The following is a 21,032-nucleotide window of genomic DNA, read 5'->3' as shown; positions in this document are numbered from 1 at the left end:
AATGGTCATTATCACAGCCAATAATTGGCGATATCGGCTGTTGGGTCCATGTGATGGGCAATTTGTGCTTGTAGTAATTCCGCCGATGATAAGGCATCAGTGAGTGCATGATGTGCTTTATAGCGAGGTAATTTATAGCGCTGACGACAAGCGTCTAAGCGCAACGAAGGTTGTCTGCCAAAGCGCTTCCACCATGGCTTGTAAATAATGTGGCGCTCAATATCCATGGTATCCAGTACGGGAAAATACAATGGGAAGCCGTAGATTTTCATCGAGGCTTCTAGTAGAAACTGACGCTCAATCGCCACGCAATGAACAACGATTACTTGGCCTGTTAGTGCGGCTAAAATCTGGTCTAAAATCGCTTCAAGTGGCGGTGCTTCCGCCAATTCGGAATGAGTGATTTCGTGAATAGTGACGGATTCTGCATTTAACGCTCGCTCAGGTTTTGCCATCCAATACTGGGCACCTTGGCAACGAATGATTTTGTCGCTCAGCGGAATCAAGCCAAGACTGATGATCTCATCTTGGCTCGGATCTAGTCCTGTTGTTTCCAAATCTAAGGCCAGTAATGGCGTATTTTGCAATGAGGTTTGTGGTGTAATCATCCCCGCCTGATAGTAACGTTTCAGTGCTCCTTCTGGCGCTTCTTCTGCCCATTGGGCAAACATGGCTTGCCAGTCTTGAATGTCCTTTTTGGGTTTGTTTTTGAATAAGGGTCTGGCCATTAGCTGCGTTTTCCTGCGTAGCGAAATTTAATAAATTCCTGTTGGCGCGAAACAATATGAAATGCATCTCGTAGATGACGTTTTTCAAAGGAGGACAAGTTTTCAGGATTGACGTGATTATTAGGTTCTTCACCCGCTTCTATTTGCTCTTTTTGATGTCGAATGCGCACCATACCTATCATTTCTAAGGCCAAGGCAAGATCTTTGGCGCGACCATCTGGTAATAATCCTGCCGCCTCTATGTCTTCGATACGTTCTAGCGTGTTTAACTTATCACTGCCACAGGCTAGGGCATGTACTCGGACAATATCTATGATAGGCGCAATGCCTCTCTCTTTTAGGTTAAAAGTACGGGATTGCTTGCCTTCACCATCCAGAACAAACTGTCTAAAGAAGCCTAGCGGTGGCTTGCGTTGATTGGCGTTGCGAGCCATAAAGGTTAAAAAACCGGAGTGCTGTTGCGCTTCACGGCGTATGTGTTGATTGAGTTGGAAGGCGAGCGTTTTATCACCATAGACGCCACGCAAATCAAAAAAGATAGACAGACGTAATAGTGCTTCAGCCTTGGGCCTTTGAATCCATTCACTGAAGTTTTCCTTCCAAACACTGAGCGGCTGACGCCAGCGTGGGTTTGATGCCATGATGTCGCCAGAGCACAAGTCGTAGCCACAGTCATCTAGGTGCCGACAGACCCAATCTGTTAGTGCCTCGAAATAGTCGCCGTGTACCTGTTTGTCGTACTTATCGCTTAATATCAGCGCATTGTCTTGATCGGTCTTTATGGTTTGCTCTTCTCTCGCTTGTGAGCCAAGCGCGATAAAGCAATAGGGCACAGGCGGCGGGCCGAATTTTTCTTCGCCAAGTTGCAGCAAGCGTTTCACAAAGGCGGTGCCTATGTGCGACATGGCGTTACCAATCATTTTCGTATTGGCATCGGCTACGACCAGATGGGTAAAGGTATGGGTCATCTTGCGACTAATACTTTTTAAACCTTCAATGTTAGTTTGCTTATAAATGTCACTGATGAGGTAAATGCTACCGTGGCTTTCTTTTTGAATGATGTCCCCAGTGCTCACGACACCGATAGGACGACCGTTTTTCACCACTGGAATGTGATGAACATTACGCTCCATCATTTTTAGTACGGCCTCAGCGGCATAATCACCGCTGTCCATGACAATTGGGTCACGAGTCATTATGTCTGCAATCGGCGTGTCGTAGGCAAGGCCTTGGGCAACGGCACGAGTCCGTAAATCTCGATCGGTCACAATACCGATAAGCTCACCATTTTCCGTGATGAGCAAACTAGACACTCTATGCTCCGCCATAATTTGCGCTGCGATGCGTATGTTTGAACGGATATCGGTACTAATAGGAGGGCGTCTTAACAGGCTGGCTACGGGACACGTCATTAACGACACGTCTGAGCTTTGTGAATCCATTGCCACACGTAGGCGCACTTCGCGCGCCAATTCAAAGAAGTCTGAAAAATTGTCGTTCTCTTCGTATAGTTTGATAAACCAGCGGGCAGGGATGCGGTACAACAAGCTGTCTTCAATGGTTCGCATGGCTTGCGATGATTTGCCACCACGTAATAGAGAAAAGTAGCCAAATAGCTCTCCTTCGTTCATGCGTCGAATTAACTTATTTTCCTTACTCAGCACCTCTATGGCACCACTACGGATAAAGAAAAGCGTATTATTCAGTGCACTTGGAGCGATCACCCACTCACCAGCACGAACATACTGGATCTCGATTTCCTTAACCATGTCGTTGAGCTGTGGGTCGTCAGCAATCTCATTGAATGGTGCGTGTTGGCAAAGTGCCTCGAGTATTTCTGTTAATTCGACGTCCATCGTACCCTTCCCGTTTAGTGGAGCTTATTTATGACAGTAATGGCGATGCTATGGTCACTATTCCCATGATAAGAAAAAGTAAGCAAGCCAATTGACGAGTGCGGTCCGCATTGATTTTATCCATAATCCAACGTCCTGCGAAAACAACAGGCACGTTCGCCAGCATCATGCCAACCGTTGAGCCAATTAAGACCATCCAAACACTGCCGTAGTGTGCGCCCAATAGAACCGTAGCAATTTGAGTCTTGTCACCGATTTCCGCTAGGAAAAACAACACAAAGGTTGCGCCAAAGGCACCGTATTTAAGGACTTGGCTGTCTTCGCTGTCGTCTTTATCTGGAATCAATAACCATAGCCCAACAGCAATGAAGCTTAGCCCAACAATCCAGCTAATTGCACTTACTGGAATCCACTGAGCAATTTCAACACCTAGCCAAGCCGACAAAGCATGATTGAGCAATGTGGCTGCAAGAATTCCGAGAACAATTGACATTTTAGAGGCGAAACGCGTTGCAAGGAATAAAGCCAAAAGTTGGGTTTTATCGCCCATTTCAGCAAGGGCAACAGTAGAGATAGAAGTAAGTAATGCTTCCATTTTTGATAGGTCCTAGGTGGGCAATAAAACAAAAGACAATGAACCTGTGCCCACCTGAGCCAAGTTATTGTCTTAAGTCTCATCAATCCCGTCAATTCGATCAGGACTTCTTTGCCACGAGCTTGAGGCTCAATTATGTTGACAAAGAATCTTTGCAACATACATCAGGATGTGCAAAGAAGATTACTCCCTAAGAGAACGCGGATAATAAAGTATTTATAAAAACAACACAACGCAAACGATCTACATCATTTGCGTTGTGTTGAGTTGTTTATTTATAAAGGTGCATATCGCTATGCAGACCTTTCCATAAACTCGCACACATGATTAACATGAGCAAAGTGAATGGTAGACCAATAGTAATGGCCGCCGCTTGGATCGCACCAAGTGCTTCAGACCCACCGCCAACAAGTAAAGCAATGGCGATAATGCCTTCCAGAACAGCCCAGAAAACACGTTGAATCATAGGCGCATCGGTTTTACCGCCAGCAGTAATACCATCAATAACCAAAGAACCAGAGTCGGAAGACGTGACAAAGAAGACCAATACTAGAATGATGCCAACAAAAGAAATCAGACCTGTTAACGGTAGGTTTGCAAACATTTGGAACATGGCTAGTGATGAGTCGCCAATGCCGTCGGCTAATGCACCAATACCGTTGGCAGATTGCTCTAAAGCGGAACCACCAAAAATAGACATCCACACAAGAGAAACAACCGTTGGGACCAATAGAACCGCCACTAGGAACTCACGAACAGTACGACCACGAGAAACACGTGCGATAAACATACCGACAAATGGTGACCAAGAAATCCACCAAGCCCAATAAAACACAGTCCAGCCATGGTAGAAGGTTGTGTCATCACGACCAATCCAATTACTCAGAGGGATGATGTTTTCAACATAGTTAAATAAATAAGAACCCATGGCCGCAAAAATAGCGCCGGTATGGCCCACGATGACAATAAATATTGCCAAGGCAGCGGCAATAATCATGTTGATATTAGAAAGAAGTTTTACACCGCCTTCTAGACCACGTGCCACAGACACGATAGCAACGGCGGTGACACCACAGATCACAAGGATTTGCGTCGTTAACGTATTAGGAATGTCGAATAAGAAATTGAGACCACCAGCGGCTTGTAGTGCACCAAAACCAAGTGAGGTCGCTAAACCAAAAATCGTTGCAATCACGGAAATTACATCGATTACATGACCAATAACTCCCCAGACTTTTTCACCAAATAATGGGTAAAAAGCAGAACGGATTGTCAGAGGTAGGCCTTTGTTGTAAGCGAAAAAGGCTAAAGATAAACCAACGACCGCGTAAATGGCCCATGGATGAAGACCCCAATGAAACATGGTGGCACCCATGGCGAGATCGCGTGCTTCAGGTGTGTTAGCCGCGACATCAAAAGGTGTACCGTACCAAGCTGTATAGTAACCAACAGGCTCAGCCACACTCCAAAACATCAGACCGATACCCATACCTGCAGCGAACAGCATTGAGAACCAAGTAATAGTGGAATGTTCTGCTCTAGCTTCTGTACCGCCTAAGCGAATTTTACCCAAGGGTAATGCAATCAAGAGTAAACAAAAAAGGACAAAGATGTTGCCAGCGACCATAAAGAACCAATCAAAATTATTGATTGACCAGTTTTTGGCTCCAGACAATACCGCACTAGCATCCGCTGGGAAAAGAATACTGCCAATAATGAATGCAAAAATGATCAAAGCACTGGTACTAAACACAGGATTAAGTACATCTAGGCCAAGAAACTGAATGTTATCTTGTCCTACTTTGTACGATGTGTTGTATTCTGCCCGACCACTTTCAGGTACTTTATTACTCATAAACATTCTCCTGAATTAGTGGAAATCTTTCTAATCTTTTTAAACGAAAATCAACATGAGTGTTTTTTATACAGCCTCGTTAGTTCACACTAAAAGAATTCTCATTATCAGATTGTTCTTAATGCGACGTATTTTGTCCTATTTTCACAATTCATTCATAATTTCGGTTTCATGTATAAATTGAGTGAAGCCGCGAATCAAAGAGTCAAAATAGCGTTATTTTTCGTTTAAAAAGACAAAGGAATTAGAAATGTTCACACTACGGTGTGTTTTTAATTAAGCGAAAAAAGGCCATCGAGGATGGCCTTTTTTCATTTTTAACTGGGTAAGAGTTACATCAATTTAATTAGATGTCAAATTATAGTAAACAAAATGGCCCGTACGATCAGGTTTAAGGAAGGAACAGCTCGAGTAATTCATTGAGAAATAGCTTACCCTTTTCTGTGGTTTTAATACGTTGATGTGTCCATTCATCGTGGTCTAAAAGTCCTTGTTTTAGTGCGGTTTCACAGGCTTTTATCAGAGAAAATGGCACACTTTGATAGGTAAATCGCTCATAATCCTTTAAATCGAAGGTTTCGAATAAACGCAGACGATTCATCATGAATTCAATAGGTAAGTCTTCTTGCTCGATAGCCTCTTTAATGATTAGCGCTTCAGGCAGATTGTTTAAGTAATGATTTGGGTGGCGAGTCTTTCGTGTACGAAATATTTCACCATTAACTAATGTGATCTTGCCGTGGGCGCCCGCGCCGATCCCTATATAATCGCCAAAACGCCAATAGTTAAGATTGTGTGCGGCGCGTCGATTATCTTTCGAGTTCGCTGACACTTCATACTGAGCATAACCATGCTGGGTGAGCAGTGCTTGCCCTGCGTCCTGAATGCCCCACAAGGTGTTGTCTTCAGGAAGCGTGGGAGGACGACGATAGAACTCAGTATTGGGTTCTATGGTCAGTTGATACCAAGATAAGTGCTCAGGACTCAATTCGATGGCCAATGATAAATCTTCCATTGCCATTTCTAAACTTTGGTCTGGTAAACCGTGCATCAAATCTAGGTTAATGTTGTCAAAGCCTGCGGCTCTCGACTTATCCACAGCGTGTATCGCTTCTTCGCGATTGTGGATTCTTCCTAGGGTTTTCAACAGGTTTGGCTGAAAACTTTGGATACCGATGGACAAACGATTAATGCCCGCTTGGCGAAAATGACGAAATTTTTCTTGCTCAAACGTCCCTGGATTGGCTTCCATGGTGATTTCGGCATTGTCAGCCCAACTCAGCTTTTCACGTAGCGCGTCCATTAAACGATAATAGAAGTCTTCGCTCATCAAGCTGGGCGTGCCGCCGCCAATAAAAGCCGTTTGAATTTTCCGTCCAGCCACATAAGGTAAATCGGCGTCTAAATCTGCCAGAAGTTGTGCTAGATAAGCGTCTTCCGGCAGTTTGCCATTACTTTCGAAGCGATCCGCTTGATGGGAGTTAAAGTCACAGTAAGGACATTTACGCACGCACCAAGGTAAGTGAATGTACAAACTCAGTGGCGGTAATTGACGACTCAAAATGCGTTACCCGGTAGCAGAGAAGGGGATTGCTTAAACGCGGCAAACAGCTGTTTTAAGGCTTTACCACGATGGCTAATTTGATTTTTTACTTCTTTTGGTAAGCTAGCGGCGCTGCAAGCGCATTCTGGTACATAAAATATTGGATCATAACCAAAGCCTTCTTGGCCTTCTGTCGACGTTAAAATACGACCTTCCCATACACCATGAAAGACTTGTGGGGTCGGATCGTCTTTATGGCGCATGTAAGCTAGTACGCAATGAAAACGAGCGGTACGTTGCAGTTCAGGCACGCCCGCTAGTTTTTCCAACAGCAGCGCGTTATTTGCGTCGTTGTTGCCATGTTCGCCAGCAAAACGAGCGGAGTAAATGCCCGGTGCACCGTTAAGATAATCCACTTCAATGCCGGAATCATCGGCTAATGCAGGCAAACCCGTTTGTGCGCAAGCATGGCGTGCTTTAAGGATCGCATTTTCAATAAAACTTAAGCCAGTTTCTTCGGCTTCTTCAACGTTAAATTCGCTTTGCGGCTTAACGTCGATTCCCATATCGCTAAGCAAGGCATTGAATTCTTTGATTTTTCCAGCATTATTGCTGGCGAGTACGATGGTGCTGTTCATCGGTTTTTCCTTTGTCATTCTTTAAAACAAAGGCGGCTGATTGGCCGCCTTTGTGTGTGAGGTATCGTTTAACGACTGATATGAAAGATGGCCGTTTCACTGAATAAATTGGGCATAGAGCGAATCCACCAATGGTCTTTTAGGTGACCATCGACCGCGGCCCAACGTAGGATTTTGATGTTTTTTTCATGGCATAAACGCTCAAAATCTTGAAAGGTAAAAAAGTGAATGTTGGGTGTGTCATACCAGTTGTATGGCAAGAAATCCGACACGGGCATTCTGCCCTTTAACGCCAAATGTAGGCGGCTGCGCCAATGACCAAAGTTCGGGAAGGTAATAATGCATTCTTTGCCGATGCGCAGCATTTCATCAATCAATAAGTCGGGACGACGGAACTGTTGCAGCGCGTGCGTCATCAGTACTAGGTCAAAGCTTTGGTCATCGAAGTTTTGTAGACCTTCGTCAATGTTTTGCTCAAGAACCGGGATGCCTTTTTCTATACAGATATTTAAATCGTCTGGGCCAATTTCTAATCCATAGCCACTGACTTTTTTGTTTTGGATCAGGTGGTGAAGCAGTTCACCTGGACCGCAAGCTAAATCCAGCACTCGTATATTGGGTTGAATCCATTCATCGATCATTTCTAAGTCAGAGCGCATTTATAGGGTCTCCGTCGTTAAGCTGTTGGCGATGCGCGTTAAAAAGGTGTTTAGCACAGCCATGTAGCGAGGAATAGGGAAAAGAAAGGCGTCATGGCCCTCTGTTGCTTCAATTTTTGCGTAAGAGACCGGTTTGCCAGCTTTAACCAATGCGTTAACAATTTCTTCACTGCGTTCTGGTGAAAAACGCCAGTCAGTGGTAAAAGAAACCAGCAAAAATTCACACTGAGCCTCGACTCAGCACTGCAGATAAGTCACCGCCCGTTTGCGCAGCTGGATCAAAATAATCTAATGCTTTAGTCATCAGCATGTAGGTATTGGCGTCAAAACGTTTGGTGAAGGCTTCACCCTGATAGCGTAGGTAACTTTCGACTTCGAATTCAATGCCATAATTGTACTGGTAGCTGTCGTAGCGCATTTGGCGGCCAAACTTTGCGCCCATGGCATCGTCTGACAGATAGGTAATGTGACCTAACATGCGGGCCAAACCAAGGCCGTTGGTTGGAACGGAATTATTTTCTAGGTAATTGCCGTCAAAAAAGTCAGGATCACGACGAATGGATTGACGTGCGACTTCGTTAAAGGCGATGTTCTGTGTCGATAGTTTTGGTGCGGAAGCGACGATCACCGCGGATTTTAAGCGGGTAGGGAAGCGGATACTCCATTCGAGTACTTGCATGCCGCCAAGGCTTCCACCCACGATGGCTGCAAAGGTTTGAATACCAAGCAAATCGGCTAAACGCGCCTGACTTTCAACCCAGTCTTCTACAGTGACAATGGGAAAGCTGGCTTCCCAACGTTGTCCTGTAGCTGGGTTGATGCTGGTTGGTCCGGTTGAGCCGCAGCAACCGCCCAAGTTATTAAGGGCAATTACAAAAAAATTATTGGTATCGATAGCTTTACCAGGCCCTATTGCGGTATCCCACCAACCTGGCTTGGTATCCGAGCTGGTGTGATAGCCTGCCGCGTGATGGTCGCCGCTTAGGGCGTGACAAATTAAAATCGCATTAGACGCGTTTTTATTTAGGGTGCCATAAGTCTCGTAAACTAGCTGATACGAGGACAAGGTTTGTCCGCAGGACAGTGCCAACGGTGTGTCGAATTGCGCAATCTGTGGCGTAACAATACCAACAGAGTCGGCTGGGATGACGTCCGGCATAGGTTTGTTTTTATCCTAAAGTAAAGTCCTAAAGAAAGTGCTCGAATTCCCGTGAAGAAGCGTGGGAAGGTTCATCGATGAGTGATGCTACACAGTCTATCGTTTGCGTCTAGTGTCATCAAGAGGTTGCTATAGAATGGTCGTCTTTGAGAAGCGCTGGCGTTGTCATTTTTTGACCATACCAGCGCTTCCTTTCCGGTGGCTTGTTTAAGCGAGTGTGAAAACTTGTGTTTTTTCGGCAAGTTGAGCTGACAGGCGCTGAATTTGTTTTGTTTTGTCAGCCAAAATATCGATAGAGCTGGTATCTTGGCTGAGTTGTTGTGCAATTTCTTCCATCTCGGTACTCATTTGTATAGCGGTACTGGCAACGTCTTGAATGGCGTTAGCCATCGAGTCGGTGGATTGTGACCCTGTCATGGCATTGTTTTCGATGTCACGCATGGCTTCTTCGGCCTTGCTGCCATTTTCGCTGATGATTCTTAAGTTGTTTTGCCCACCTTCCATGGTACTAATGGCTGTCTGAGTGGACTGCTGAATGGTATTGACGATGTCTGTGATTTTCGAAGTGGCGTCGACGGTTTTTTCTGCCAAAGCCCGCACTTCGTCAGCTACTACGGAAAAGCCGCGCCCCGCTTCTCCAGCGCGGGCAGCTTCGATGGCGGCATTTAGAGCAAGTAAGTTGGTTTGGCTAGCAAGATCATTGATCATGGCAATGACGTTGTCGATGTTTTTGGATAAACGGCCAAGCTCATCAAGTTGATGGCTGGTCATATTTACAATATTCACAGTATCGGTGATGCTGCTTAATACCATTTTAATGGTGTCTGCTCCGGATTTTGCCGACTGGTAGGTGTCGTTAGAATGGGGCTACTAAGTGTATTTGTGGTGCTGGATAGTTCGTTTAAGCGGCTTGATATATCGTCGGTGGCTGATGCTAATGAGTGGGTACGCTGATTGACTAGGTGGTTGCTACTGGCAATGCTGTTGATGGTGTTATTTAGATCGGTTGACATGGTACTGACATTATCTGTTGTGGATACCACATCTTTGAGAACGTCCCCCAAACCATTTGTCATTTCATTTAGCGATTGACTGAGTTGGTCAAACTCATCGTTACGTTTTTTGTTAATTATCGCTTTGGACGACATGTCCCCTTTTTTTACCTTGTTTAGGTCAGTAATGATGCTGTGTAAGGTCGTATTAACACTGCGACCAATGGCAACCATAAGCAAAGCGGCGAAAATGATGACGGCAGTGCTGACACTAAGAAGAGTGATGTTGGCTTGGTTAGAGCTTTTTTCGGCGTCGGTTTCGGCTTGCATGATGGCCGCTTCAATCAATTGACTGGCCTTGAGTTGGCTGTCATTAAAGCGTTCTTTTTGTTCAGTAAACTTGGCTTCTACGGTATCAAGAGATTGGTATTCTTTCCCATATTGAATAAGGGCATCACGGTAGGCATTGGCTTTAATACCATGTGTATCTTGAAAACCAAAGTTCTCTATCCGGTTATCAAAACGAGAAAAACTTTCGTTAAATTCGGCTAACGTGCTGTCTTTTGGATCTGATAGGTAGCTCGCCTCTGCTTTACGCACGTTGGTAAACTCTCGCTTTAGTAAACTGAGACTTTGTATATCGTCACTGATCTCTAGACCCATTTTGTCGATACTGCCACGTAAGCCTGAGGAGGAATCGAAACCAATAATGTAAAGCTTGCCAATTAATGCCATTAAAGCTTGGCTGTAATTGTTCATTTCAATGAGGTTGTCTTCCAATGTACGTTTTAATTCTAGGCTATGAGCTTGTTGGATATTCGCGTTAATAGTTTGGTTGTTTTGTTCTATTTGCTGATTGGCGCTCGCAACATAGTCCGCGTAGTTGTCGACTGAAATGGACCTTAGTTTATCGGCAATTTCGAGCATATGAATGCTTAGCTGATCATTTGATGCCTGAATTTTGGATAACGTTCTTAGTTCGTTATTGGCATCTTGCTGGGAGGAAAGCCCTTTCATGGCAACAAAGGTTACTATGATGAAACCCAGAACGGCTGTAACAAGCAGCAATAATAATTTTGTCTTAAAGGATAGGTTGGCTAGCATGATGACTTTCCTGATTATAGAGAAGTGTTAGAGTGAGTGCGCAATATAAGTAACACCTAGTGGTTTAGATATATGCAAGCATCGTGCTAAAAATACAAAATGACCTGTTATGTTGGAGCGGACAATACGCAAAGTGACTTTTATTTGTCCTGTTATGGTGCGGCGTATGGTTTGGGTGCAAAAAAAAGCCCTAATTTGGTTAGGGCTTCGTGTTTATTTATTGATGTCAAATAGCCGATAAACCAATTGCCCAGCCTGTTTTTCTTTTATTAGAGACCAGTGAGTAGGTAGGGTTGGTAATTCGGCTTCTTTTTCCATTTCGATGTAGACCAAAGCATGTGATGCGAGCCAGCCTTTTTCTAGTAATGGAATAATTTGAGCAAGCCAGCCTTTGCGAAAAGGGGGATCTAAAAATACGATATCCATCGCATGTGGCGTCACGGTATCTAGAAAAACGGCGGCGTTTTGAGCGATCACCTTGGCTCTGTCTGTCGCGCCTAGTGTGGCTAAGTTGGCGGTCATTTGTTGTGACACTATGCGTGAATTATCCACAAACGTAAGATGTTTGGCGCCACGTGATAAAGCCTCTAAGCCCAGCGCGCCTGAACCACAAAACAGATCGCCACAGACTGCTCCTGGAATATGGTGATTAATCCAGTTAAACAGCGTTTCTCTTACTCTGTCTGGTGTGGGTCTCAAACCCTCAACATTGGGGATTGGTACTTGGCGAGATCGCCATTCACCCGCGATGATACGCAGTTTTGATGCCTTCGCTTTGCTTTTGTTTACCGCACTACTGGGTGTTTGTTTTTTCATTGGTAGACCTGAATCTCTTGATAGGACGATGGCTTTAATAGGGTTTTAAGGGTGGTTTTGTACTCTTCTATTGAAAAGTTGTTAATGGCTTCTTGGTAGTCTGTAGCGAATTTTTCCAACGTTAATGGACCATTTTGATTCGTGACTTGGGTGGCGATGTTGCTCCACCAAGTGGGCGATAAGCTTTGTTGCTCGAGTTGTTGCTTGAAGTTGTCTAATAGCATTTTGAAGGTTTTGGGATGGTTGATGGACGGTACCTCTTCAACAAAAATAAGGCTCTTGGCATTGATAAAACGCATAGCGTCATCGGTAGGTAAGTCAGTATTGATATTGTTGCCATATTGAATACTCCACCATGCCCAAGGATTTTGTGGTGACAGTATTAAGGTAAGTTGAGCAAAATCAATGTGTGGTTGTTGATTTAGCGTGGCAACCAAATCGGCTCCCCATATTTGTAAACTGATCCAGTCCTCAACAGAGGTGATGGGCGTCAGCGCCAAGGCGCTGCGCGTTTGCCAAAGTTCACCTTCCTGTTGTTGAATGGTCGCACTAAGCGGAGCATGTTGGATGTTGTCTACTGTCTCATTGGATAGACGATAATCTTGGCTAATAGTGTTGATTGCATTTTGAATAGCCATTTTGGCTTCTGCTGACATATCGCCGATAATATAGATGGCTGTCGCAGACGTTGTTAGGTGCTGATAATAGTTTGAAACGTCTTGTAGAGATATCGTGACATTGTCCGATTCTCTTTGTGGTTGGGTGTTGTCAAAAAATAAAATTTCTTCTAGTTGATGTTGTATCTGTGGGTTGTTCTGTTGTTGGCGCTGCCAATTCTCAAAAGTGCGATGTTTGAATTCCGGTGCTGTTAGCCAGTTGTTAAGCAAAGATAGCGTGGGTACTAAGTATTGAGGGTCGCTGCTTAACGTAATACCAATACTTTGCCTTTCGTGATCATAATAGCTGCTTGCGCTCGCCGCTAAAGGCGTTAGTCTTTGATTAATTGACGCTGTACTAAGTGGCAATGAGTCGCTCATCAAAAGGGCAAGAGTTGTCTGAATCAGTGGTGTGTTGGTAGTCGCCGCGCGAAAAGTAAAGCGAATTTCCAATTTGTCACTTTCTTGCCATTGCTCTTGTTTTAGCCAGATAACAGGAATGCCCGATGTTGTGGTCCAGGTTTCAATACTGGGAGTAGCCAGTTTCTTGCCTGGTGCCGTGAGGTTAAGTAGCCAAATTGCTAATGTGCAGAACAACATTATGGCCGCTAATACGGGGCGACTAAAAAGAGGTTTGTTACTATCGGACATAATTTACCTTAGAAAGAGAAGGGCGGTTGATTAAAACTAAGCCTGTTTGCGAGCCAGAATAATGTTAAAATAATGGTTTCTAAGTGTTTGTATATGTGGTGCTGTGTCTAATCATAGCATTTCACCCTTGTTTCCTGCATCAGTCAAAATAAAGAGATCGATTTAATGGAAGTTGTTAATCAAATTGTTGCTTTTTTTACTCCGTATCTTGGTGAGTATGCGCGTTATGTTCCAATTATCATTGGTACGCTTTTAGCCATTATCGCTTTCGTGATTCGTCGTCGTTTTGTCCAAAAAATGAATGCCAGTATCGCGACTGCTAAACAACAAGACGCTCAGGATTCTGCTGTCATGTCGCATGAGTCTGAAGACGAAGCGACTACTGCTGACGTACAGGATGATAACGAGACAAATACACTCAAGCGCCAGATGCTTGTGACGCAGGAGACTACTCCGCCGCAACCATCGCTGTCTTGGTCTCAGCGTATCAAGTCGGGTTTGTCGCGTACACGCAGTGGTTTAGGGAGCGGGTTGTCATCAGTTATTGGGGGGCATAAAAAAGTCGATGACGATTTATTAGAAGCATTGGAAACGCAATTGTTGATGGCGGATGTTGGCATTGATGCCACTCAAGCCTTGATCAGTGGATTAACCGATAAGCTTAATCGTAAAGAACTGAAAGATTCGGCCACCTTACTGACCCATTTGAAAGCCGATATGGAAAGTATTCTGAGTCAGTCTCAGCAGGTCTTGGACCCAGTTAGTCAAGATGGGCCCTTTGTTATTTTAATGGTGGGTGTAAACGGGGTCGGTAAAACGACAACGATTGGCAAACTGGCGAAAAAATATCAGGCAGAAGGCAAAAGTGTTATGTTGGCAGCGGGCGATACTTTTCGTGCGGCGGCGGTTGAACAATTGCAAGTCTGGGGTGAGCGCAATAATGTTCCTGTTGTGGCACAGCATACCGGTGCCGACTCTGCATCGGTTATATACGATGCTATTGAGTCCGCTAAGGCGAAAGGCATTGATATCGTCATAGCGGATACGGCCGGTCGTTTACAAAATAAAGCCAATTTGATGAACGAGTTGTCGAAAGTGGTTCGTGTGATGAAAAAACTGGATGCAAAAGCGCCACACGAAGTGATGCTGGTGCTGGATGCAGGCACAGGTCAAAATGCTATCAGTCAGGCGAAGTTGTTTTCTGAAGCCGTTGGCGTGAGCGGTATTACGCTGACGAAACTGGATGGTACCGCTAAAGGTGGTATTATTTTCGCGATTGCGAAACAGTTTGCTTTACCTATACGTTATATTGGTGTGGGCGAGCAGGCCGAGGATTTGCGTCCTTTCGTGGCACAAGAGTTTGTCGATGCCTTGTTTGATAGTGAGTAAGTTGTGATTGGCTTTTTTTACTGTTTTTTTCTAATTTAAGGATGCTGGATTAGCGTGGAAATCGAATTTCAACGAGTGGGAAAAAAGTACGAGAGTGGACAAGAAGCACTGTCGCAGGTGAGTTTTCATTTGCAGCAGGGCGAAATGGCCTTTCTTACTGGTCATTCGGGTGCCGGTAAAAGTACCTTAATGAAACTCATGATGATGATTGAGCGTCAAACTTCGGGCCAGATTTTGGTTGATGGTGTGGATTTGCGAACACTGAGTCGTAGAGCCATTCCCCATCATCGTCGCCGAGTAGGCGTGGTCTTTCAAAATCATCAGTTGTTATTGGACAGAAGTGTTTTCCATAATGTGGCCTTGCCGTTGCAAGTAAGCGGAGCAGACTCTCAGCAGATTGCTAAGCGAGTGCGCGCTGCTTTGGATAAAGTCGGTTTATTAGATAAAGAAAAGTACAATCCAATGGCCTTATCTGGCGGCGAACAGCAGCGAGTTGGCATTGCCCGCGCCGTGGTGAATAAGCCACAGCTGTTGTTAGCGGATGAGCCGACAGGGAATTTGGATCCTAAGTTGTCAGCTGAAATCATGAATTTGTTTCAGGAATTTAATCGCGTGGGTGTCACGGTTCTTGTCGCCAGTCATGATTTGGCACTGGTTGCTCGTATGCGTCATCGTGTTTTGACTTTAAGTCAAGGTCGAATGGTAAATGACGGAGGGTTTGCCTAAATGGTGCAAAAACCCAATCAACGAGGCGCGACTAGAGAGTCCATTAAGGCGACCAAGCATAACTGGCCAACGCGGAGCTCTTTCAGCCCTACTAAGTACTTTCGTCAGCACCAAGAAACACTAACAGAAAGCTTTATGCGACTGGTCAGTTATCCATTGGCCAGCATTATGACGGTGATGGTGATTGCCATTGCCTTGTCTTTGCCGGGCGGTTTGTATGTGTTGTTGAAAAATGTGCAATCGATGACAGACCAATGGGAGCAACAGTCGGTTATTACCTTGTACCTTTTTCCCAATTTAGAAGACACACAAGCGCTTGCCTTGTCTCATCGTCTGTCTTCTTTGGATAATGTGGCTTCTGTTGAGTACATTTCTAAAGAAGAGGGCTTACGTTATTTTGAGCGATCCAGTGGCTATGAGCAAATTATGGCGTCGTTACCTGAAAACCCCTTGCCGATTGTATTACGAGTGATTCCTACGCTTACTGTCGATGTGAACACTCTGGCCAGTTTACAAGCCCTTCGGGACCAACTGGCGGCACAAAAGGAAGTGGAGTATGCAGAATTGGATGCACAATGGTTACAGCGTCTTGCCAATATACTGAGTTTTGGGCAACGATTTGTCTATGCGTTGTCTGTGTTATTGATTGTTGCTGTGTTTTTAATTGTAGGCAACACTATTCGTATGGCGGTAGAAAGTCGTCGTGATGAAGTCTTGGTAATGAAGTTAGTGGGTGCGACAGATGCTTATATACGTCGACCTTTTTTATATATGGGACTGTGGTTTGGGCTTTTGGGTGGTTTGTTTGCCAGCCTATGTATTCTCTTGCTTAGCTGGTGGGTAAGTGCGCCTGCTGAGCGGCTGATTGAGCTCTATCAGAGCGGCTTTCAACTACAGACTTTTAATGCAGATGAAATTATTTTATGTTTAACTATAAGCGCATTGGTTGGTGTTGTTGGCGCGTGGATTGCGGTTAGCCGACATATTTCAAACATTGAGCTGCAGTGACGATGAAAGGCTAAAATCACTACAAAGATAATAGCCATGGTTTATTCACATTTATGTCACACACAAGCAGAATTTACTTGGTAGTATTTTGTCATACAGGCATGAACAACGAGAAAGGTGGAAATAGAGATGGGTAAAGCTCTTCAGCCTACAGATATGATGATTCCAGGTCAAAACCTAGAATCCTATATACAAGCCATTAGCAGAATTCCGATTTTAACGGCCGACGAAGAAAAAGTGCTGGCAGATCGTCTTTATTATCAAGAAGATCTTGAGGCGGCACGTACGCTGGTTATGTCGCATCTAAGATTTGTTGTGCATATCGCGAAAAGTTACTCTGGATACGGTCTAGCACAAGGTGACCTTATACAAGAAGGCAACGTTGGCTTGATGAAAGCCGTTAAACGCTTTAATCCAGAAGTTGGTGTGCGCCTTGTCTCGTTTGCGGTGCATTGGATCAAGGCCGAAATTCATGAATTTATTCTGAAGAACTGGCGCATCGTGAAAGTCGCGACGACGAAAGCCCAGCGAAAAATGTTTTTTAACCTTCGCAGTGCAAAGAAATCTCTATCTTGGTTCAGCAATTCTGAAGTAGAGTCGGTTGCCAGTGATTTAGGTGTGACCCCAGAAGTGGTTCGCCAAATGGAAGGGCGTTTAAGCTCTTCTGATATGGCATTTGATGCATCCGCTGATGACGATGACGACAGTGCGTTTCAAGCGCCATCTCAATATCTAGAGGATCACCGCTCAGATCCAGCCATGTTACTTGAAAACGGCAATTGGGAAGAAGACTCTAATCAGCGTCTTGAAGTGGCGATGGCTGATCTTGATGAGCGTAGCCGAAACATTTTGGTACAACGTTGGTTGTCTGATGCGAAATCGACCTTGCATGATTTAGCGGATGAGTATGGCGTTTCTGCTGAGCGTATTCGTCAACTCGAGAAAAACGCGATGAAAAAAATACGTCTGGCAATGGGCGATGGTCAGTTCGACTGATTTTAGCGTTGCGTTGTTGAGACAATAAAACCCTCCTAAGTGAGGGTTTTTTTATGCAATAAGATTAGAATGGAATAGAGATTCATTATTGGCTTTGGAGTTGGTTGCCCGGTACAAAGCGCCATGTACGAATGATTTCCAGCTTATCGACTTCTTTCTTTAGTTCACTGGGGAATATCTGAAAGGGTTCTGCAAGGCGAACAATACGCATGGCGGCATCATCTAATACTCTGATGCCAGAGGAGTGCAGTACTTCAATATCATCCACGTAGCCATTTGGCAGTAAGATCACGGCGAGGCGTAGTTCACCATATAAATGGTTGCGTTTTGCTTCTTCTGGATAGTGAATGTTGCCAATGCGTTCGATGCGACGACGCCAATCGTCAAGGTATTGAGCGTCAATGGCGGCCTTAGCTGAGACCGAGGTGAGGCGGCGAATTCTTGGTCGTTTGGCATAGGATTGTCGTTGTTGGTCCAGTAAAGCCTCTAACGTCGCAATATCATTGGAAAGGTGACTGGGAAGTTGCGTTTCTCCTCGAAACTGCTCTTCTAAGGTTTTTGGCTCTTGCTCCGTATCATTCACTATCTCAAAAACAGCTTCTTGATTGGTTGTCGCTAGCAAATTTGGCTCGTCAATCGGCTCTGCTGAAGCAAGTTGAGGTTGGATAGGAGGGGATATTTCCTGAATCGTGTCTGCTAAAAAGCGTGCTTCTTCAGTGGTAGTGAGTTTTTGTTTTCGTATCTCTGTGCCGCTGGCTTGTTGGTTTGCTTGTGCAATAAAGTCGGCTTCCGTGGGGGCGCTTGTTGTGTGTTGAACCAGTGTGACCTCCAGTGTTTTTGGCTTGGGAGAGGGCAACTGAAAATCGAAGCCAACTGCCATCACCATTAGCACATGAAAGCTAATGGCGATGAAAAGCGCGACGGAAAATTTATCGATTACTCGCATGTTGATCTTACTGAAGGCGTTTTTCTATGGCTTCTATTAACATCATGGCGATATTCAGATCAAATTGCGCATCTAATTCACGAACACATGTTGGGCTGGTAACATTAATTTCGGTGAGATAATCACCAATGACATCTAAGCCAACAAACATTAGATTTTTTTCTTTTAGTGATGGGATGACCTGGTCGCAAATCCAACGATCGCGTTCAGTCAAAGGACGACCTTCACCACGTCCGCCAGCGGCCAAGTTGCCTCGAGTTTCACCTGAAGCTGGGATACGTGCCAGCGCAAACGGTACCGGCTCACCATTAACGACTAAAATACGTTTGTCGCCATCTTTGATTTCAGGGATGAATTTCTGTGCCATGATTTGCTCAACGCCCATATTCGTCAGTGTTTCGATAATCACACTGACGTTGGAGTCATCTGGCTTGATACGAAATATTGAGCTGCCGCCCATGCCATCTAGTGGTTTGAAAATGACATCGCCATGCTCTTTATGGAACCTTTTGAGTAAGTCAGCACGTCTTGTCACTAAAACCGGTGGGCAACAATGTGGGAACTGGGTAGCGAACAGTTTCTCGTTGCAATCACGTAAGCTTTTCGGATCGTTAACAACAAGGGCACCATCTCGTTCGGCCTGCTCGAGAATCATGGTGCTGTAGACAAACTCGCTATCAAATGGTGGGTCTTTGCGCATTAAAATCACGTCCATATCACCCATTGCCATTTTGGTTTCTTCACCAAGATCGTAAAAATGCGCAGGGTCTTTATAAACCTGTAAAGGGCGAGTCATGGCATAGGCTTTACCATTGTCTAAAAATAAATCTTTTTGCTCCATGTAAATAAGTTGCCAGCCCTTTTCAGCGGCAGCCCATAACATAGCGAGTGAGGTGTCTTTTTTGTAGTTTATGGATGAAATTGGATCCATAACAATGCCGAGTTTGATAGTCATAAGGCGTTTCCTAAAGCGAAAGCAACGTTTTAGTGCTTTTTCTAATCTGTTAATAGATGTTGATGCTATAGAAATATGGGGGCGCTGAGAAGAAAAAACAGCCATGATTTGTAGATAGTTACGTTTATAAACCAAAATACTTTGTGTGATGAAGATTGAGGTATAAGGTTCGTCATATTATTTAGCACAAAGCCACTGGTTATAGCGTTAGACGCATAAGTCCAATGGCTCTGTTTTCATCATTTCTGTTTGTTATTACCAACTCCCTGTATTTTCATCCGCTTCTAAGAACAACTCATCTTCTGGCGTTTTGTTGCTTCTTTCTGTTGGAGACTTGGGTGTTGATGAGGTATTTCGCAGTGCTTTTTCGTCTTCTTTTAATTCATCAAGCGCGGTTGGGCCTGCCTTAGGGATAACTTTCTTTTTATCAAATTCATCATTGAAACCAAGTAATTGTGGGCGATAAATGCGGAAGGCACGCATTAGTTCACCCTTGGCGTTAAATAAACGGAACTCTGAGAACAGTTCGTCATAGTCGGCATTAACGTAATCTTGGCGGGCTTGGAACAACTCGTTTTCACTATCCAGTACGTCTAGCAAGGTTCTGCGGCCTAGACGAAATTGTTTTTCATAAGCGATCTGTGATTCTTTTGTGGCAATAACGTATTGTCGGATATGCTCTTTTTGTCCTGTTGTTGCTTCAAACGCAGCCCAAGCTAGTCGTACAGTAAGCTCGGTGTCTCTGATGGTTTTACGGCGAATTTCAGAGGCTTGAATGTTTTGTTGAACGGCGACTTGTTTTTGGCGTTTTTGAGTGCCACCACTGTATAGATTGTAGTTCAGTCTAACCATGGCCAACAAATCTTCACTCGGACCTTCATCCCCATCGATATTGTTATTCCAGGTTCGTTCTAAGACAAAGCTTATGTTTGGGTAGTTGCTTGCATCAGCAATTTTCTCAAGGCTTTCTGTGGCGGCAACGTCCCAACGAGCACCTTCAATGGCGGGATTCTTTTTTAATGCCTCACCGATAGCCAAGTCTAAATTTTGAGGTAGGAGATCTTTGTCTGGGACAGGATAAATAAGGTCATCAGGTGGCAGCTCTCCAACAATGTTGAGATAGTTGCTTTCAGCATCTCGAAGATTATTGACGGCCGCTAGGTGGTTTGCATTGGCTTTTGCAAGTCGGGCTGTGATTTGGCTCAAGTCAGATTGACGACTAACCCCAGAGTCGCTCTTTAATTTAATTTGTCCGTAAATGCGTTCATGGGTTTTTAGGTTGAGACTCGGCGAGTGTGACCAGCTCCCGATAACGCAAGACATTGGCAAACACTTGAGCAACTTCCAAAGCGGTATTTTCAACAGAAATTAATGCATTCCAGCGATTGGCTTCGGCTTCACTGTTTAACCGAGCGATCTCGTTCTTGGTAGAAAAACCATTGAATAGAGGCTGATTTAAGGAAAGTGTTAGTTCACGACGCGTCAAGTCAACGTCGTTAGAGTTTGCATTGTCTGCGTAGGTTGTCTCACGGCCGATACCTGCAGAAAGATCTGCGCTTGGATAGTAGCCAGAGCGTCGGGCTATTTCGGCATTTTCTTTGGACTCTCGATATTCAGCAATGGCTTGTCTAACCACAGGGTTATTCTCTATCGCAATATAGGTGGCTTCCTCTAGAGTGAGAGCTTGAGCCGTTGCAGGTAGAAGTACCGTCCCTAAATAAACCGTGCAAGTCAAAACGATTCGGTAAAACATGTGATCA

General features: G+C 44.6%; 19 protein-coding genes, 1 pseudogene and 1 riboswitch. Of the genes and pseudogenes, 4 read left to right on the top strand and 16 right to left on the bottom strand.

Annotation, left to right across the window (positions count from 1 at the left end; translation table 11 throughout):
- Nucleotides 1-11: 11 nt before the first annotated feature.
- The 12 genes and pseudogenes from ONZ52_RS14960 to ONZ52_RS14905 all read right to left on the bottom strand — a co-directional run bounded on the left by ONZ52_RS14960 (nt 12) and on the right by ONZ52_RS14905 (nt 13,252).
- Nucleotides 12-728: a 3'-5' exonuclease gene (locus tag ONZ52_RS14960; protein ID WP_265219534.1), complete on the bottom strand. Its 717-nt coding sequence runs from the start codon at nt 726-728 to the stop codon at nt 12-14.
- Complete coding sequence (locus ONZ52_RS14955) at nt 728-2,584, bottom strand: putative nucleotidyltransferase substrate binding domain-containing protein (RefSeq protein WP_265219533.1); 1,857 nt, start codon at nt 2,582-2,584, stop codon at nt 728-730. Before ONZ52_RS14955 ends, ONZ52_RS14960 begins: the two co-directional genes overlap by 1 nt.
- Nucleotides 2,585-2,612: 28 nt before the next feature.
- Complete coding sequence (locus tag ONZ52_RS14950) at nt 2,613-3,179, bottom strand: TMEM165/GDT1 family protein (RefSeq protein WP_265219532.1); 567 nt, start codon at nt 3,177-3,179, stop codon at nt 2,613-2,615.
- Between the two features lie 8 nt (nt 3,180-3,187).
- A riboswitch (yybP-ykoY riboswitch) is annotated at nt 3,188-3,370 on the bottom strand.
- 80 nt (nt 3,371-3,450) lie between these two features.
- Nucleotides 3,451-5,034, bottom strand: a complete 1,584-nt coding sequence (locus ONZ52_RS14945; RefSeq protein ID WP_265219531.1) for a BCCT family transporter — start codon at nt 5,032-5,034, stop codon at nt 3,451-3,453.
- A gap of 391 nt (nt 5,035-5,425) precedes the next feature.
- The gene (gene hemW / locus ONZ52_RS14940) at nt 5,426-6,595 is read right to left on the bottom strand and encodes a radical SAM family heme chaperone HemW (protein ID WP_265219530.1); all 1,170 of its coding nucleotides are present in this window, start codon (nt 6,593-6,595) and stop codon (nt 5,426-5,428) included.
- A complete protein-coding gene (gene rdgB / locus ONZ52_RS14935; RefSeq protein ID WP_265219528.1) occupies nt 6,592-7,215 on the bottom strand; it encodes an RdgB/HAM1 family non-canonical purine NTP pyrophosphatase in 624 nt (207 codons plus the stop codon). Before rdgB ends, hemW begins: the two co-directional genes overlap by 4 nt.
- Before the next feature lie 68 nt (nt 7,216-7,283).
- Nucleotides 7,284-7,874 carry a methionine biosynthesis protein MetW gene (gene metW / locus ONZ52_RS14930; RefSeq protein WP_265219526.1) on the bottom strand — a complete coding sequence of 197 codons (591 nt, stop codon included), beginning with the start codon at nt 7,872-7,874 and terminating at the stop codon, nt 7,284-7,286.
- Nucleotides 7,875-9,033, bottom strand: a pseudogene (metX, locus tag ONZ52_RS14925) (homoserine O-succinyltransferase MetX).
- 207 nt (nt 9,034-9,240) lie between these two features.
- A complete protein-coding gene (locus ONZ52_RS14920) occupies nt 9,241-9,846 on the bottom strand; it encodes a methyl-accepting chemotaxis protein (RefSeq protein WP_265219525.1) in 606 nt (201 codons plus the stop codon).
- Nucleotides 9,837-11,129, bottom strand: a complete 1,293-nt coding sequence (locus ONZ52_RS14915) for a HAMP domain-containing protein (RefSeq protein ID WP_265219523.1) — start codon at nt 11,127-11,129, stop codon at nt 9,837-9,839. Before ONZ52_RS14915 ends, ONZ52_RS14920 begins: the two co-directional genes overlap by 10 nt.
- Before the next feature lie 213 nt (nt 11,130-11,342).
- On the bottom strand, nt 11,343-11,945 hold the full coding sequence (gene rsmD / locus ONZ52_RS14910; RefSeq protein ID WP_265219522.1) for a 16S rRNA (guanine(966)-N(2))-methyltransferase RsmD: 603 nt from the start codon (nt 11,943-11,945) through the stop codon (nt 11,343-11,345).
- Nucleotides 11,942-13,252 (bottom strand): peptidase M16 family protein, encoded by a 1,311-nt coding sequence (locus ONZ52_RS14905; protein ID WP_265219521.1) that lies wholly within the window; start codon nt 13,250-13,252, stop codon nt 11,942-11,944. Before ONZ52_RS14905 ends, rsmD begins: the two co-directional genes overlap by 4 nt.
- A gap of 165 nt (nt 13,253-13,417) precedes the next feature.
- Between ONZ52_RS14905 and ftsY the strand changes: the two genes are divergently transcribed.
- The 4 genes from ftsY (at nt 13,418) to rpoH (ending at nt 17,371) form a co-directional block, all read left to right on the top strand.
- On the top strand, nt 13,418-14,641 hold the full coding sequence (gene ftsY, locus ONZ52_RS14900; RefSeq protein WP_265219520.1) for a signal recognition particle-docking protein FtsY: 1,224 nt from the start codon (nt 13,418-13,420) through the stop codon (nt 14,639-14,641).
- Nucleotides 14,642-14,695: 54 nt separating this feature from the next.
- Nucleotides 14,696-15,367 (top strand): cell division ATP-binding protein FtsE, encoded by a 672-nt coding sequence (ftsE, locus tag ONZ52_RS14895; protein WP_111605941.1) that lies wholly within the window; start codon nt 14,696-14,698, stop codon nt 15,365-15,367.
- Nucleotides 15,368-16,375, top strand: a complete 1,008-nt coding sequence (gene ftsX / locus ONZ52_RS14890; protein ID WP_265219518.1) for a permease-like cell division protein FtsX — start codon at nt 15,368-15,370, stop codon at nt 16,373-16,375.
- 129 nt (nt 16,376-16,504) lie between these two features.
- Nucleotides 16,505-17,371: an RNA polymerase sigma factor RpoH gene (rpoH, locus tag ONZ52_RS14885; protein ID WP_265219517.1), complete on the top strand. Its 867-nt coding sequence runs from the start codon at nt 16,505-16,507 to the stop codon at nt 17,369-17,371.
- Nucleotides 17,372-17,456: 85 nt separating this feature from the next.
- Here the strand turns inward: rpoH and ONZ52_RS14880 are convergent, their stop codons facing one another.
- The 4 genes from ONZ52_RS14880 to ONZ52_RS14865 all read right to left on the bottom strand — a co-directional run bounded on the left by ONZ52_RS14880 (nt 17,457) and on the right by ONZ52_RS14865 (nt 21,025).
- Nucleotides 17,457-18,317 (bottom strand): energy transducer TonB, encoded by an 861-nt coding sequence (locus tag ONZ52_RS14880; RefSeq protein WP_265219516.1) that lies wholly within the window; start codon nt 18,315-18,317, stop codon nt 17,457-17,459.
- 7 nt (nt 18,318-18,324) lie between these two features.
- Nucleotides 18,325-19,272 (bottom strand): glutathione synthase, encoded by a 948-nt coding sequence (gene gshB, locus ONZ52_RS14875; protein ID WP_265219514.1) that lies wholly within the window; start codon nt 19,270-19,272, stop codon nt 18,325-18,327.
- 255 nt (nt 19,273-19,527) lie between these two features.
- Nucleotides 19,528-20,595: a TolC family protein gene (locus ONZ52_RS14870; RefSeq protein ID WP_265219513.1), complete on the bottom strand. Its 1,068-nt coding sequence runs from the start codon at nt 20,593-20,595 to the stop codon at nt 19,528-19,530.
- Nucleotides 20,537-21,025 (bottom strand): TolC family protein, encoded by a 489-nt coding sequence (locus ONZ52_RS14865; protein WP_265219512.1) that lies wholly within the window; start codon nt 21,023-21,025, stop codon nt 20,537-20,539. Before ONZ52_RS14865 ends, ONZ52_RS14870 begins: the two co-directional genes overlap by 59 nt.
- Nucleotides 21,026-21,032 lie beyond the last annotated feature (7 nt).

This window comes from Marinomonas rhodophyticola (assembly GCF_026113935.1).
Lineage (GTDB): Bacteria > Pseudomonadota > Gammaproteobacteria > Pseudomonadales > Marinomonadaceae > Marinomonas > Marinomonas rhodophyticola.
The sequence above is the reverse complement of the archived record's forward strand: the minus strand, read 5'-3'. Positions and strand labels throughout refer to the sequence as shown.

Coding starts and splice junctions, on each gene's coding strand:
- ONZ52_RS14960 (WP_265219534.1), bottom strand. CDS start 728: ATGGCCAGACCCTTATTCAAAAACAAACCCAAAAAGGACATTCAAGAC.
- rpoH (WP_265219517.1), top strand. CDS start 16,505: ATGGGTAAAGCTCTTCAGCCTACAGATATGATGATTCCAGGTCAAAAC.
- ONZ52_RS14880 (WP_265219516.1), bottom strand. CDS start 18,317: ATGCGAGTAATCGATAAATTTTCCGTCGCGCTTTTCATCGCCATTAGC.
- ONZ52_RS14865 (WP_265219512.1), bottom strand. CDS start 21,025: ATGTTTTACCGAATCGTTTTGACTTGCACGGTTTATTTAGGGACGGTA.
- ONZ52_RS14920 (WP_265219525.1), bottom strand. CDS start 9,846: ATGGTATTAAGCAGCATCACCGATACTGTGAATATTGTAAATATGACC.
- ftsY (WP_265219520.1), top strand. CDS start 13,418: ATGGAAGTTGTTAATCAAATTGTTGCTTTTTTTACTCCGTATCTTGGT.
- ONZ52_RS14955 (WP_265219533.1), bottom strand. CDS start 2,584: ATGGACGTCGAATTAACAGAAATACTCGAGGCACTTTGCCAACACGCA.
- metW (WP_265219526.1), bottom strand. CDS start 7,874: ATGCGCTCTGACTTAGAAATGATCGATGAATGGATTCAACCCAATATA.
- rsmD (WP_265219522.1), bottom strand. CDS start 11,945: ATGAAAAAACAAACACCCAGTAGTGCGGTAAACAAAAGCAAAGCGAAG.
- ONZ52_RS14870 (WP_265219513.1), bottom strand. CDS start 20,595: ATGTCTTGCGTTATCGGGAGCTGGTCACACTCGCCGAGTCTCAACCTA.
- gshB (WP_265219514.1), bottom strand. CDS start 19,272: ATGACTATCAAACTCGGCATTGTTATGGATCCAATTTCATCCATAAAC.
- ONZ52_RS14905 (WP_265219521.1), bottom strand. CDS start 13,252: ATGTCCGATAGTAACAAACCTCTTTTTAGTCGCCCCGTATTAGCGGCC.
- ONZ52_RS14945 (WP_265219531.1), bottom strand. CDS start 5,034: ATGAGTAATAAAGTACCTGAAAGTGGTCGGGCAGAATACAACACATCG.
- ONZ52_RS14915 (WP_265219523.1), bottom strand. CDS start 11,129: ATGCTAGCCAACCTATCCTTTAAGACAAAATTATTATTGCTGCTTGTT.
- ftsX (WP_265219518.1), top strand. CDS start 15,368: ATGGTGCAAAAACCCAATCAACGAGGCGCGACTAGAGAGTCCATTAAG.
- ONZ52_RS14950 (WP_265219532.1), bottom strand. CDS start 3,179: ATGGAAGCATTACTTACTTCTATCTCTACTGTTGCCCTTGCTGAAATG.
- rdgB (WP_265219528.1), bottom strand. CDS start 7,215: ATGAACAGCACCATCGTACTCGCCAGCAATAATGCTGGAAAAATCAAA.